This window comes from Lactovum miscens, assembly GCF_014202895.1.
Taxonomy (GTDB): domain Bacteria; phylum Bacillota; class Bacilli; order Lactobacillales; family Streptococcaceae; genus Lactovum; species Lactovum miscens.
The window spans coordinates 55738-70154 of sequence record NZ_JACHHV010000007.1; the positions used below are offsets into that span (position 1 = coordinate 55738).

The window sequence follows — 14417 nt, forward strand, 5'->3', positions numbered from 1 at the left end:
TGGACATTTTCATGTCATAGCCGTTGGTTTTAGAGTTTAAATATTAGTAAAACTTCGATGGCTGACAAAGGAATGTTGTTTACTGGTATAATTAAGGAAAATGATCGAAAAAAATATATTGAGTTTAGAGAGGTGGTTTTAGTTAACTAGCAATATCATATATGAAGATAAAATACACCAAATAAAGTTAACAGCGGATGAAAAAGGCCGAAAAAAAGATAGGAGTATAAAATGGTTAGATACGGTTCAGTTGAAACTGGTGGAACGAAGTTTGTCTTGGCAATTGGAGATGAGAATTTCAAGATTATAAAAAAATTACAGATTCCAACAACTACACCAGACGAAACAATCGAAGGAGTGATTAGATTTTTTAAGGAGAATCCAATTGACTCACTTGGTATTGGTTCTTTTGGACCAATTGATATTAACTTGAATAGCTCAACCTATGGTTATATTACGACAACCCCTAAAGCTGGCTGGGCACAGGTTAACTTGCTTAGTCGAGTCAAAGAAGTTCTGAATGTTCCAGTCGCATTCACAACAGATGTTAATGCCGCGGCTTATGGAGAAATGATTGCGACAGGGAAACAGTCATTGGTTTATTTTACAATAGGTACTGGCATTGGTGGTGGCGCTGTTCAGGATGGAAAATTTGTGGGTGGCATTTCTCATTCTGAGATGGGGCATACTTTTGTGAAAAGACATCCAGATGATTTGGATTTTACAGGTATTTGCCCATTCCACGGAGATTGCTTAGAAGGGCTAGCGGCAGGACCTTCTATTGAAGCACGTACTGGTATCCGTGGTGAGGACCTTCCGTATGAGAGCCCTGTTTGGGATATAATAGCATACTATATTGCTCAAATGGCTGTTAATACGACCCTTAACTTTGCCCCAGAGAAGATTGTTTTTGGTGGTGGTGTTATGGCTCAAAGTCACATGATGATTAGAGTTCAAGAGCAGTTCCTAAAGCTACTTAATGACTATGTCCAAATTCCCGGTCTCATAGATGAATATTTGGTTACACCAAGTATTGAAAATAATGGATCAGCTACGATCGGGGGCTTTGCAATGGCGAAAGAACTCATAAAGAACTCATATAATTGAGAAGAAAAAAACAAGGCTACATTATTTTTGAAAAGCCTTGTTTTTTTATAATTATATAATCTCCCAATGTTTAAAAGCATTAATTATGCCATGATCTGTGTTAGCAGTTGTGACAAAATCGGCAATTTCTTTTAAGCCATGAACAGCATTTCCCATGGCAGTTTTGTTGTCACAGGCGCTTAATAAAGCGAAATCGTTGCGCCCATCACCAAAACCGTAACTTGGTCCTTTAATTCCCAAGAGATTTTTAACATGAGCCACGCCCGTTCCCTTGTTGGTTGAAATATTAGTTACATCAATTGAAGAAGGAGAATTCATATAGAAATTCAACTCAGGTACAGCTTCTTTGTAATAGTCTTGTTGAGAAAGCTTATCCGTCAAAACCAAAAGCATATTTACCTCATTTTTGAGGTAATAATTAGGCTTTTCGAGTGGTAATGGCATATGAGCATATTCATATGCTTTGATGGCATATTTTGTTAATTCAGAAACCCAATAATGTGAATCATCATAAAATGCTATTGCCTCATTGCAAGCTGAAGCCACATCCAGAAGTTTTGTTATGACTGGAGTTGGTATTTCTTCTTTGTAAATTACTTCACCGTCTAACATTATGAACTGACCATTCATAGAGACTGCGCCATTAATGCCAGAATTATTAATAAGATGCTTTAATTCAAATGGACCCCGTCCTGTGGCAACAAATGGTAAAATACCGTTTTCTCGGATTCTTGAGAGAGCCTCAATAACCTCTTGATCAAGTTGTGATTTCGAATTTAAAAGAGTACCATCAAGATCGAAAAAAGCCAGCCCCTTGTAGTTTGAATAATCTTTCATGGAAATAAATGTCTCCTTAATAAATAGACGTTTAAAAGTAATTTTTTGAATATATTTTCTAATCTTATTTTTCATGAATAGATTAAATTTAAAGATTAGAGAGTTAAAATTTTAAAACCAGTAGGAATTTTCAGTTTAAAAAAGTTGTATTCTTGGTTCACCAATCTTCAAGCTTGATATTTACCTAAAACACATTGATACCAAACATGATGATTGAAATGAAAAAATATTTAATTCAATTCCCAAAGAACCTAATTGCGGACCTAGTAAATTTCATTTTATGAACACTGATAGCGGTATGATTGATTTTCCATCCATAAATCATACATAAAGCCCAAGGGTAAAAAATCCCCATTGTAAAAAGAGTAATAAAAGACACCTAAAAGATTCTAATCAATGAATGATAATATTTCACCAGAAAAAAAGATTGGCGTCCTCATTTAATTTTGGAACCTAAATTTTTCTTGGGTTTAGGTTAATATTGAATTTCTCCATAACTGTCCTTTCAAGTTGTCATTAACTAAAGACCATACTTTGTTCAAATTAATTTTATCATTTTTATAGACATTATAATCTTTGTGTTGCTTCCAGGGGTAAAAAAGTTATTCATGAGATATGATATAATACTCATTATATATGGTAACATCAAGTAAACGAAACACAAATAGTAGACCTACTAAATCTCGAAAAAAACAAGTTCATAATAAATCTGTAAGCAAAAAAATACTACTGTATTTGGCAAGCGTTGTTTTTCTATTCTTTGCATACACGCGTTTGGGCTTTTTTGGTATCTTGATCTACAATTTAGTTCGTCTGCTTGTGGGCTCCACTGCATATGTTGCTTTAACCGTTTATTTAGCTTATCTTATTTTTTCAGTCCTTAAAAGAGATTGGTTTGAGGAACACCATATTATTCCTGCAATCATTGTTGGCTTTTTAGGTATCGTTCTTTTTTGGCAAGCCATTTTTACAATTAAAGCTAGTTCCGATCTTGCATTCTGGAATATTTTAGCTGATTTATCTCACTTTAAAGTAAGTCTCCCTGCTGGAGGTGGTTTTATAGGCTGGCTCTTATATTTTCCATCTAAAGCTTTATTCTCAGCAGTTGGTGTTTATATTATTGCTATTATTCTAGTTGTTGCTGCATGCTTGATTGCAGAACCAAAGCTCATTCACAAACTTCGTGATCTTGTGCGCTCCATGCTAGCATCTCATTCTGAAACTAGAGCAGAAAAGCAAAGGCTCCGTGAAGAATCGAGAATTCTAGCAGAGCAGGAGCTAGTAGAAAATGGCCTCAATGAGCTGGATTTAACCAATGATGCTTATCTGGAACATGAAGTTCCAAATGGATTTGATAGAGTAATTGAGGAAAGTGAGGGCACGCAACAGCCAATTGCTACTTCTGGCTATAATTTTGACAATTATGATTATTCGGAACCAACGCAAAATCCCATGGGAATGATGACTGATGTGGATGCAGATTGGCAGGATGTTTATGATTCAGTTCCAGAACATTATCCAGTTAATTTTAATGACAATGAAGTCTCTCATGAAGATGAAGCCATAGATACTGAGCAATTTGAAGAATTGGCGGCAATGAAAAGAGTTCGCCAGAATGCGCATCAATTTGATCATCCTATAGAGCACCAAGCGTTTTATCAACTTCCAACGACTGATTTGCTGGCCAAGGTTCCGGTTAAGAGTCAAGATCGAGAAAAAGCTCAAGTTCGGAAAAATATAAAGATTCTTGAAGGAACTTTTAAATCATTTGGTATCAATGCCAGTGTAGAATCTGCTGTTGTTGGCCCTTCAGTTACAAAATATGAGATAAAATTAGCAACTGGTGTGCGTGTCAATCGAGTAGCAAATTTGTCAGATGATTTGGCACTTGCTCTAGCTGCCAAAGATGTCCGAATTGAGGCACCTATTCCGGGGAAATCTTTAGTTGGGGTTGAGATTCCTAACCTAGAAATTACAACGATTGGCTTCCGTGAGATGTGGGAGGAAGCAAGGACGAATCCATCTAAACTACTAGAAATTCCTCTTGGTAAGGGTCTTGATGGTGAAATCAAAACATTTGACCTAGACCGAATGCCTCACTTACTTATTGCTGGTTCGACAGGCTCTGGTAAATCAGTAGCTGTAAATGGTATTATCGCTTCCATTTTGATGAAATCACTACCTTCACAAGTCAAATTTTTGATGGTTGATCCAAAGATGGTTGAACTTTCCGTGTATAACGATATTCCACAATTGTTGATTCCAGTGGTTACAAACCCACGTAAAGCAGCACGGGCCTTGCAACGTGTTGTAGATGAAATGGAACGTCGGTATGAACTCTTTAGTCATAAAGGTGTGCGTAACATGGAAGGCTATAATCAAAAAATAGAAAGCTTTAATGCTTCATCAGAAGAAAAAGAAATCCCACTTCCATTCATTGTCGTAATAGTTGACGAGTTAGCTGATTTGATGATGGTTGCTTCAAAAGAAGTTGAAGATGCAATTATTCGCCTAGGACAGAAGGCACGTGCAGCTGGTATTCATATGATTTTAGCAACTCAGCGTCCATCGGTTGATGTTATATCAGGTTTGATCAAGGCAAATGTTCCTTCTCGTGTTGCCTTTGCTGTATCTTCTGGAACAGATTCACGTACAATTATTGACCAAAATGGAGCCGAAAAATTATTGGGGCGTGGTGACATGCTTTTCAAACCAATTGATGAAAATCACCCTTTACGTTTGCAGGGTGCCTTTCTGTCTGATTCAGATGTTGAAGCTCTTGTTAATTTCATAAAAAATCAATCAGACTCTGAATATGATAACGCCTTTGACCCCGGTGAAGATGAAGCAGACAACAATCGATCAGGTTATGCGGGTGTTTCAGCTGGTGACTCAGGCGATCCTCTTTTTGAACAAGCAAAATCATTTGTGATAACTTCTCAGAAAGCTTCCACTGCTCAACTTCAACGGACTTTGAAGGTTGGTTTTAATCGAGCGACAGATTTGATGAATGAATTAGAAGCTGCTGGTGTAGTTGGTCCAGCGAAAGGAACAACTCCTCGTAAAGTCCTGATGAATCTTTCAGGTGACTATTCAGGTGATGATAATTATATTGATGAAGAATTAAACTAATGACTATATTTGACAATTTTGAAAATGCTAAAAAAAATGGGTTACCACAAATTACTGTGATTGCAGGGGAATCTGAAGAATTGGTCTCGGAAGTACGCGATCAGATTTTAGGATATCTTAAATTTGATACTGCAAACCTAAGTCAGTCATATTTTGATCTATTGGAGGCTGATTCAGACGTTGCCCTTGAAGAATTGGAAAGTCTTCCCTTCTTTTCTGATCAACGTCTGGTTATTTTCGAGAATTTATTAAATCTCTCAACTGCAAAAAAGTCTGTTTTCAATGAAAATCAAATGGAGCGTTTTGGTCATTTTTTAGATGTTCCGGTTGAGTCAACTCAGCTGATAATTGTCATTCATGGAAAGCTTGATTCTCGATTGAAAGTAACAAAAATGCTAAAAAAGACAGCTCTTATTTTAGAAGCTATACCTTTAAGTCCTCAAGAGTTACAAAATTACTTCATGAAGAATTCAGAATTGAAGCCACGAGTTCTACTTCGGTTGGCAGAAAAATCAAGCTTCAGCTTTTCAATTATGAAACAAAACCTGGCACTTCTACAGACTTATGCCAATAGTAAAGAAATCCTTTTGGACGATTTGGAAAGAATAATTCCAAAATCTCTTCAGGAAAATATTTTTGATCTGACTGACTTAGTATTAAAAGGCAGGGCAAACGAGGCACGAAATTTAGTAACAGATTTAATGAATGCTGGGGAAGATATTGTCAAAATTTTAGCAATTTTGACAAATTCTTACCAACTTTATTATCAGGTAAAAATCTTTCAGACTCAAAAAACTCCAGAAAGTCAACAAACTAGTCAACTTAAGATTCACCCTTATCGAGTCAAACTAGCAAATGATTTAGTTAGAAAACTTTCGCGTAAGTACTTACGCGAGTCCTTGCTGGCATTGATTAACCTTGATTATGAAATCAAGACGGGTCGAGCTGATAAAGAATTACTCTTTGATGTGGCGCTAATGAAATTGTCTTTAGCTTGAAATTTTGAAGAATTTTTGTTAAGATCTAGTGAAGATTTGCATCTTTTGTAAAAATTGAGGGAATGGAAATAATTAAATGGCAACTTATAAACTAACGCCTAAAGAAATTTATGAAACAGATTTTAATATTAAGATGCGAGGCTATGACAAAGACCAAGTAGATGAAATGCTTGATTCTGTCATTGTTGATTATGAAAATTTCCAAGCCGAAATTTTGCGTCTTCAAGAAGAAAATGAATTTTTAAAAAATCGTGTTGCTGATCTTGAACAACATTCAGGTAACACTGGCAAGGTTGCTGCACTTGTGGCAGCAACTGCTGAACTTGAACAAACACAGCGTTTCGATCCATTTACACAACAAGGGAATGTTGTGGCCAATATGGGTGGAAAAACAACTCCTTCTGTTCAGATTAAAGAACCTTCAAACTTTGATTTACTAAAAAGAATCAATCGTTTGGAACGTGCTGTCTTTGGTCCAGATTCTAAATTTGGCGAAGCGGCGACTAATTAATAAAATATATACAGTTTTCGGATAATCGCACGATGTTTAGATATCGTGAGGAAAGTCCAGGCTCGTCCGCACTGCGATGTGCGGAGTGATTGTGTCAGACGAATAAATAAGTCTGAGTAGGGCGTCAACCCTAACGGCGGTGAAATGGACTAAGTCTTTTAGATATGCCAAATTAGCTTTAAAGTGCCATAGAGACGAATCTTTCTGAAAACGGAAAGGCTGGAACGTGGTAAACCCCTCAAGCGAGCAACCCAAACTACGGTCGGGGCATTTGACTAGCCAAATTGAAGGCGTGGTCGAGCGTGCATTGCACGAGACAGATGATTATCCAGGATGGAAGCATCCGGACAAAACTTGGCTTATAGAAAACTGTTTGACGTGGCTGGGGCTTATGCCTCAGCTTTTTATGATAAAGCACTTTATAAAATTATTTTGGTTCCTACAATAACTAGAAATCCTATTAAAAAATTACTCAGACCTATCCCCTAATAAGGAAAGTTAATTAAAGATTCAAAAGTTGAGGAAAACAACAAGATGAGAAGGAATTTTAAAATTCAAGCTACTGCATCGGCAGGGCTCGAGAGTTTAGTAGCGCGTGAATTACGTAACTTAGGTTATGCAGAGTCGGTAAAGATAGACGACAGATCTCGGGTTTTCTTTGAAGGAGAGCCGGCAGATATTGCAAAAGCGAATCTCTGGCTTAGGACTGCTGATCGAGTAAAGATTGTTGTGGGTGAATTTACATCGAAGACTTTTGATGAACTTTTCAACAGTGTTTTTAACCTTGATTGGCCAGAGTTTTTGCCACTAGGATCAAGCTTTCCGGTAGCTAAGGCCAAGTCAGTTAAATCTCAATTACATAATGAGCCGACTATCCAGGCAATTACAAAAAAGGCAATAGTCAAGCGACTTCAACAGCATTACCATCGCCCTGAGAGTTTACCCTTAATGGAAAATGGACCAGAATATTCAATTGAAGTTCTGATAAACAAGGATGAGGTTACGATCCTTTTAGATACGACAGGTGAATCGCTTTTCAAACGAGGTTATAGGACTGAACACGGTGGCGCACCAATTAAGGAAAATTTGGCTGCAGCAATTATTCTTCTTACGACATGGCCAGCTAATCCGTTGCGTCCTTTTGTAGATCCAACTTGTGGATCAGGGACTTTCTGCATAGAAGCAGCAATGATTGCGAAAAATATTGCACCTGGACTCAACCGTACCTTTTCTTTTGAAAAATGGCCATGGTTCATGGAAAATGCAAATTTTGAGGCTCTAAAAAAAGAGGCTAAGCTGAATGAAAAATCGGATTTAAAACTGGATATTCAGGGTTATGATATTGATGGTAGGATGGTGGAAATCGCTCGTCGAAACACGGTTGCGGCAGGCCTTAAGAATGTGATACAATATAAGCAAATGCGCCTTCAAGACTTTAAATCTGATCTTCTTGATGGTGTAATCATTTCTAATCCACCTTATGGGGAGCGTTTGGGAGACGAAGAACTTGTTCATAAGCTCTATCGGGATATGGGAGAGACATTTAGACCTCTTGATACATGGAGTAAGTATATAATTACAGCAGATGAGGCTTTTGAGACATATTTTGAGAACAGAGCAACCAAAAAACGCAAGCTTTATAATGGAGCATTAAAGTCAAATGTTTATCAATTTTTTGGAAAAAGATTAAAAAAATAGGGCTAGGTCCAATATAGTTGGAGTAAATATGTCAAGAAAAAAGAATAAAAACAAAACAGCCGATAATAAAAACAATGAAAAAAATGTTGATAGGTTGAAAAGCTTAAATCCTGTCAGTTCTTCTTTATCATCTGATAGCTTAGAGAATTCTTCAAATTTAGATTCAGATTTTCCTGAGATTTCATACGGATCAAAAGTTAACAATAAAGTAGACAATGTTTATCGTGAAGCGAAGATTGACTTTTCAAAGCTTTCAGCAAATGAAACAATTGGCAATCTCAAGGAGGAAGCTCTCCTAATTGAAGAAGAAAATCTTGCTTCTGAAAGTCCGTTGGACCGTTATGTCCGCGAGCACCGTAAAGAAGTTGAGGCAGTAAAGATTGGCTTTGGAAAAGAGATTGATCAACTTGTTAATAAAGAGAAGAAACTCCTTTCAAGTGAAAAAGTTGAAGAAACTTTTTCTGAAAAAAAATCTTTGAATTTAACTGAAAAAAAGTCTGAGTCTGAATCAATTAAAGACAATTTGGAAATTCTTTCTGATTCTTCTTTTGATGAGAAAAGTCTGTATGCGGAAAACGAGTCTAACCTAGATGAAATTGGTCATGTTGCTGATTTTGAACTTGACTCTGAAAGCGAGTATGAGGAAGGGTCAGAGGTTGAGGGATCAAATACAAAATTGTCTAATGATCGAATTCTAGATCCTGTAGAAATCGTGGATGATTTTAAGGATGAAGAAGCTCATCGTCTTGAAGATACTGGCTTTGCGCACGCTGAAATGGTTGATACAAGTATTTTTCCATCCCCAACGTTCAAAGAACTTGATGAGGAGTCCGAAAAAACAAATCAGCAACTTGATAGTTTAGAGATTAACTCAGAAAGTGAAATTCCTGAAAAGATTGTTTCAACTTTTAATAGTCGCAGTTCTCGGCAAAAGCCAGATTTGTTTTCGGATGAAGAACTTGTTTTTCCAAGTAGTGAGTCTGTTGATTTTGAAGATAAGCAACTTTCATCTGAAGTGGTCCAAGAAAATAAAGCGCAAGTCCCTAATGATGAAAGCTCGAAACCTAAACACCGAAAAGCCGTGATTGGGTTGGTAACGTTTGCTTTTTTGGTAGTTGTTGGTGCCATTGCTGGAGCAGTTGTCAATAACAACCATAATGGAACAGTCAAGGCTTTATCATCAGCATCAAGCTCATCATCCTCGCTTGCAGCCTCAAAAAAACTTATCAATTTCAATAAACTTTATGATTCTTTCTTTACTGATGCAAACAAAACAGCTCTAAAAAATAGTAATTTTGATTTGTTAACCAACCTCAAGAAAGATTTAGATGTTTTTCCCCGATCTAATCTAAATTATGCTAGTTTAAAAGCAAAATATGATGATCTATCAAGTAATATAAATGCGATAAACACAGTTAATGCAATTTTTGATAAAGCTGTTATAGTTGATGGAAAGATTATTAGCACGGCTACTTTGACAACTGGTGCTACGATACCATCTGTATCTTCAAAAAATGTAACAATTAATACTGTTCTGAAAGATGCAATTAAATTGGCGAAGTTGCAAGAAGCGCAGCGGGTTCAGAAATCAAGCGCATCAAGCTCAAGTGTATCAGAAAATTCAGTTATCTCCTCAAATGCAAGTACTAGCACAGTAAATTCATCAGCTGGATCTACAAGCATAGTAACATCGACCGAGTCAGGAAATTATTCACAGAATCCAAATGGGATAAAAGTTAATAATTCTGGAAGTCGTATTCCAATTCAAAATGTTGATCCTAATGCTCCTGCTTTTGCTTGGCTAGCGGGATACTTGAACAATGTCATCTCACAGATTCAAAGCCGAGGCTATATTTCCGGAAATAACTATATTTTACTTCCAGTTGCAATAGATAAAGCAGGTGAAGGTTGGTATAACATTTATCGCCCCGATGGCAGCTATCTCTTTAGCATCAATTGTAAGACTGGACTTTGGGCAGGCAACGGGACAGCTCATCCAGATCTTGGGGGCGCTACATTTTAATAAGTCAGCTTCTCAATATTTTTTGAGAAGTTTTTTTGGGGGTATTTAGTGAATGTTGCATTAGAGTCTGACTTTTTTGATAAAGTATGATAAAATGTATACCGAGAATCTTTGAATTGGAGAAAGATAATGAAGACACCTAAAGAAGGGGACTTTGTCACGATTCAAAGCTACAAACATGATGGGAGTCTGCATCGGACTTGGCGTGAGACCATGCTACTCAAAGTAAATGAAAATTCTCTTATTGGAGTAAATGACCATACACTCGTGACTGAGTCTGATGATCGCCGTTGGGTGACAAGAGAACCAGCCATCGTGTACTTTCATAAAAAATTTTGGTTTAACATCATAGCTATGATTCGTGAGGAAGGAGTGAGTTACTATTGTAATCTTGCCAGTCCTTATACACTTGATGCTGAAGCTTTGAAATACATCGATTATGATTTGGATGTCAAAGTCTTTGCAAGCGGTGATCGCAAGTTGTTAGATGTCGAAGAATACGAACGCCACAGAAAACAGATGAATTATCCAGCTGATATTGATTTTATTTTGAGGGAAAATGTTAAAATTCTCAACTCATGGATCAAAGAAGGTTATGGTCCGTTTTCGAAAGAGTATGTCGACATCTGGTACAAACGTTACCTACAATTAAAAAAATAGTTCTAAGACATGGGACTATTTTTTTTATAGTATAGAAAGCTGAAAGTAAGGTAAATTGATAATTTGGGTTTACCTGTGGTTTATAAAATTCTATTTTGTTATAATTGAATAAAGTAATTTTATGGAAAAGTATAAAAAAAACAGTATTTTGAATCGAGATAGTTCGGTTTTGCGTGAAAAAATTGCAGAAATGAACGAAAAATATCGTCTGCAGATGGAAAAAGAAACACGCGAGCAAGCTGAACTCGAGGAATTTTATAAACTTGAGGAGGAGAAAAAAGCCCCGCCTCAATTTTTTGAAGGGCCGGAATTTCAGCTAGATGAATCTAAGGAAGAACATCAAAATTCCGACACTCCATTTTTCAGCCATTCAGATTCAGATTTTGAGACTTTTCAAGATTTGAACCAAAATAAAAATCTTGATGAGAGCAATTTTATTCAAAAAGATTTTGGCATTAATAATGTTCACGAGAGAAAAAGCGTATCCAAAAAAATTTCCATATTTGTTAGCTCTAACAAATATTTACTTTCTGTCATTCCTTTTTTATTTCTAATTTTATTTTTTGCTAGCTCATCTTTAAGCCATACTGGTAATATCAAAAAATCAGATTTTAGTTATATTGGTAGGATACAAAATGATGTTCCAAATGGAACTGGAACCATCAATTATGCGAATGGTGACACTTACATAGGATATTTTTTTAATGGGAAATTTTCTGGTCAAGGTGTTTTTAGCTCAAAATTAGGAAAATGGACATATTCGGGCTTATTTAATGAGGGATTACCAGATGGAAAGGGAGTTCTCACTACCCCCGATGGTAAACATCACCCTGAAACCTTTAAGAATGGAGCTCTAAGTCAATGATAAAACACTCTATTCCAAATATTATAGTTGAAGAGAATACACCAAAACATAGAAAAATTAGACATTTTGGTTATATAAGAACTTTAGGGCTTCTTTTGGTACTAGTCTATCATTTTTATCCAACTATTTTACCTGGGGGCTTCATCGGCGTTGATATTTTCTTTACTTTTTCAGGATATTTAATTACCTCTCTGATACTTTCTGAAGTTCGTGAAAGTCGAAAATTTAGCATAAAGAAGTTTGCGGAGCGTCGTTTTTTTAGAATTTTCCCAACAGTATTTTTCGGGATTCTTATCACGCTCCCTTTAACGCTTTTTGGAACTGCGGATCTTCGTTTTCAACTTAAACAGCAAGTTTTTGCAGCACTTAGTTTTATTTCAAATATTTTTGAGGCAAGTACGGGAACATCTTACGAAAATAATTTTGCTCCGCACCTTTACGTACACCTCTGGTCGCTGGCCATTGAAGTTCAATTTTACATTGTTTGGGGGCTTTTCCTTTGGCTGTTAGTCAAGTATTCACAAAAAAGTTTGAATTCTAAGGTTTTCTTTATTTCTATTGTCATTACACTTTTTAGTTCAGTGTCTATGATTATTTCCTCTTTATCCACAAAAAATTTTTCCGCTCTTTACTATTCTCCATTTTTCCATATATTTCCATTTTTCTTTGGGGCAACATTGGCCACCCTTGCAGGCACAGATTCGAGTAAATTTCTAACCAATTTCACGAAGAAGCATCGTCTAGCTGGAGTAAGAAATTTGGCTTTTGTATCGGGATTCCTCCTAATTTTATTGGCTTGCTTGTTACATTATGATTGGCAAATAACTTTTACACTTGGCTTTGTTCTAGCTTCGGTCTTAAGCGTTCTCTTGATTTTTAGTTTGCGTGTGATTCATGAAATGACTGAAGCCAAAGAGATTGGAATTATAAAAGGTATTTCAGATATTAGCTACGGTGTGTATATACTACATTGGGCTTTCCTTGTGATCTTTCTAAATTTACGAATTAATCATTTACTTGCAGTTATCATAACTCTCTTTCTTTCTTTCTCTCTTTCTGCGTTAATGTTTTACATACTAGATCCATTTTTACGGAAACAGCTAAGATTATCAATTTTCGGAAAGACAGCTTTTGTGGCCTTGACACTTTTTTTACTCTTTCCAAGTGTTTTATCACTAATACGCTCAAGTGGGGCAACTAGTTTGACTGCCGCATTATGGCAAGGAACAGCTGCACAAGCGAGTCAAAATCTATATTTAGCTGAAAGTTTGGTTGAAACAGGTAAGGCAGGGGTAAATATTTTAGTAATTGGCGATTCGGTAGCTAATGGAACAAGAGTTCCCTTTTCGAATGCTCCAAATTTAGAGAAGTTCATTCCAGGTTCATATGCTGATACAGCAGGCGATAGAAAGATTTCGTCCGATTTGAGAGCAGACTTAATCAATGACATGAAGAATCTTCCAGAAAATACAAGTATCGTGATAGCACTGGGCACAAATTCTATTGTACCAGCGATTGATATTCAAATTTTGAAAGACACAATTAAGGAATATTCCGGAAAGCACCATCTTGTTTTAGTTACTCCGGCAAATTTTTCAGTAGGTGGCCCATTTAATTCTGATAAGATTGCTGATTGGGAAATTTCAATTAAAGGTAAGTATAAGAACGTTAGCATTGCTGACTGGAGAACGGTAGCCCAAAATCATCCAGAGTATTATGATCCAGATGGTGTTCATATTTCGGACCGCCCTGCTGGAAGAGCAGCTTGGTTGAGTCTCGTTAAGAACGCTCTTGCTGAGAAATGAGTTGATATTCAAAGTAATCATCAATAGTGGTAAGAGTAAGAAAGTGTTTTCACTTACTTGCTCTTTTTGTTATATAATTAATCAAGTGAAGACTCAAGCAAAAATTCTCCTATCTGTAGCCATGTTATTTTCAGCAGGAAATAGTGTTGCCGCTACTTTTATAAATGTTTTCTTGATGCGCTCTACCCACAACAGTATTGATCTAGTAATTTGGCAAAACATTTTAAATTATTTTGTTTTGCTGGTTGCTTTTGTGAGTGGAAGCTTCTTATTATCCAAGATTTCCATAAGTGTAATATTTCGGATTGGGATAGCCACAAATGTGCTTTATTACCTCATAATTTTAGTTTTGCAATCCAATTTACTTTCTTTTGTGATTCCGTTGGGAATATTTTCTGGCCTTGGTAGTGGCCTTTATTGGTTTTCATTAAATCTTTTAATTGGAAATTTAGTGGATTCAAATAACCGTCCGAGATTTTTCTCGTTACAGCAAATGATGGCGTTTGCATTTGGCATTGTCATTCCTGCTTTATCGGGTTGGTTGATAGTTAAAATGAGTGGCTTGACAGGCTATTATGTACTTTTTGGCTTGGCAATAGTTCTTCTTGGAGTTGGAATACTTATGGTTGGAAAACTCGAAAATTTTAAAGCTGATCAAAAAATGAATGTTTTAAAAATTTTAAAAGTGGCAAATTGCAAATTTAATTTAGCCACCCCGATACATCTGAAGTGGTGTCTGATACTTGAACATTTTTCTTGGATATTGATTCATCCAAGTCTC

Annotated in this window: 10 protein-coding genes, 1 other RNA gene and 1 pseudogene; 11 read left to right on the forward strand and 1 reads right to left on the reverse strand. The window is 36.3% G+C overall.

The genetic code is table 11. The annotated features are described in order from the left end of the window. Positions 1-231 precede the first annotated feature (231 nt). Positions 232-1107 carry a fructokinase ScrK gene (scrK, locus tag HNQ37_RS03180; protein WP_183539253.1) on the forward strand — a complete coding sequence of 292 codons (876 nt, stop codon included), beginning with the start codon at positions 232-234 and terminating at the stop codon, positions 1105-1107. A gap of 51 nt (positions 1108-1158) precedes the next feature. Here the strand turns inward: scrK and HNQ37_RS03185 are convergent, their stop codons facing one another. Continuing rightward, positions 1159-1944: a Cof-type HAD-IIB family hydrolase gene (locus tag HNQ37_RS03185; protein WP_183539255.1), complete on the reverse strand. Its 786-nt coding sequence runs from the start codon at positions 1942-1944 to the stop codon at positions 1159-1161. 735 nt (positions 1945-2679) lie between these two features. Here HNQ37_RS03185 and HNQ37_RS08605 point away from each other — a divergent pair. The 10 genes and pseudogenes from HNQ37_RS08605 to HNQ37_RS03235 form a co-directional block, all read left to right on the forward strand. After that, positions 2680-5076 carry a DNA translocase FtsK gene (locus HNQ37_RS08605; protein ID WP_343066565.1) on the forward strand — a complete coding sequence of 799 codons (2397 nt, stop codon included), beginning with the start codon at positions 2680-2682 and terminating at the stop codon, positions 5074-5076. Then, positions 5076-6074 (forward strand): DNA polymerase III subunit delta, encoded by a 999-nt coding sequence (holA, locus tag HNQ37_RS03195; protein ID WP_183539257.1) that lies wholly within the window; start codon positions 5076-5078, stop codon positions 6072-6074. The genes HNQ37_RS08605 and holA overlap by 1 nt, the downstream gene beginning before the upstream one ends. Positions 6075-6150: 76 nt before the next feature. After that, complete coding sequence (locus HNQ37_RS03200) at positions 6151-6585, forward strand: DivIVA domain-containing protein (protein ID WP_183539259.1); 435 nt, start codon at positions 6151-6153, stop codon at positions 6583-6585. A gap of 13 nt (positions 6586-6598) precedes the next feature. Then, an RNA gene (gene rnpB, locus HNQ37_RS03205) (RNase P RNA component class B) lies at positions 6599-6952 on the forward strand. Positions 6953-7119: 167 nt separating this feature from the next. Further along, a complete protein-coding gene (locus tag HNQ37_RS03210) occupies positions 7120-8283 on the forward strand; it encodes a THUMP domain-containing class I SAM-dependent RNA methyltransferase (protein ID WP_183539261.1) in 1164 nt (387 codons plus the stop codon). A 28-nt stretch (positions 8284-8311) separates the two neighbouring features. Beyond that, positions 8312-10306 (forward strand): cell division site-positioning protein MapZ family protein, encoded by a 1995-nt coding sequence (locus HNQ37_RS03215; protein ID WP_183539263.1) that lies wholly within the window; start codon positions 8312-8314, stop codon positions 10304-10306. Positions 10307-10435: 129 nt separating this feature from the next. Continuing rightward, on the forward strand, positions 10436-10966 hold the full coding sequence (gene ntdP / locus HNQ37_RS03220) for a nucleoside tri-diphosphate phosphatase (RefSeq protein ID WP_183539265.1): 531 nt from the start codon (positions 10436-10438) through the stop codon (positions 10964-10966). A 214-nt stretch (positions 10967-11180) separates the two neighbouring features. Then, positions 11181-11831, forward strand: coding sequence for an MORN repeat-containing protein (locus tag HNQ37_RS03225; protein WP_183539267.1), 651 nt, complete (start codon positions 11181-11183; stop codon positions 11829-11831). Then, positions 11828-13636: an acyltransferase family protein gene (locus HNQ37_RS03230; protein WP_183539269.1), complete on the forward strand. Its 1809-nt coding sequence runs from the start codon at positions 11828-11830 to the stop codon at positions 13634-13636. The genes HNQ37_RS03225 and HNQ37_RS03230 overlap by 4 nt, the downstream gene beginning before the upstream one ends. Before the next feature lie 121 nt (positions 13637-13757). Beyond that, a pseudogene (locus tag HNQ37_RS03235) lies at positions 13758-14243 on the forward strand (MFS transporter); the annotation flags it as partial. Positions 14244-14417: the final 174 nt, after the last annotated feature.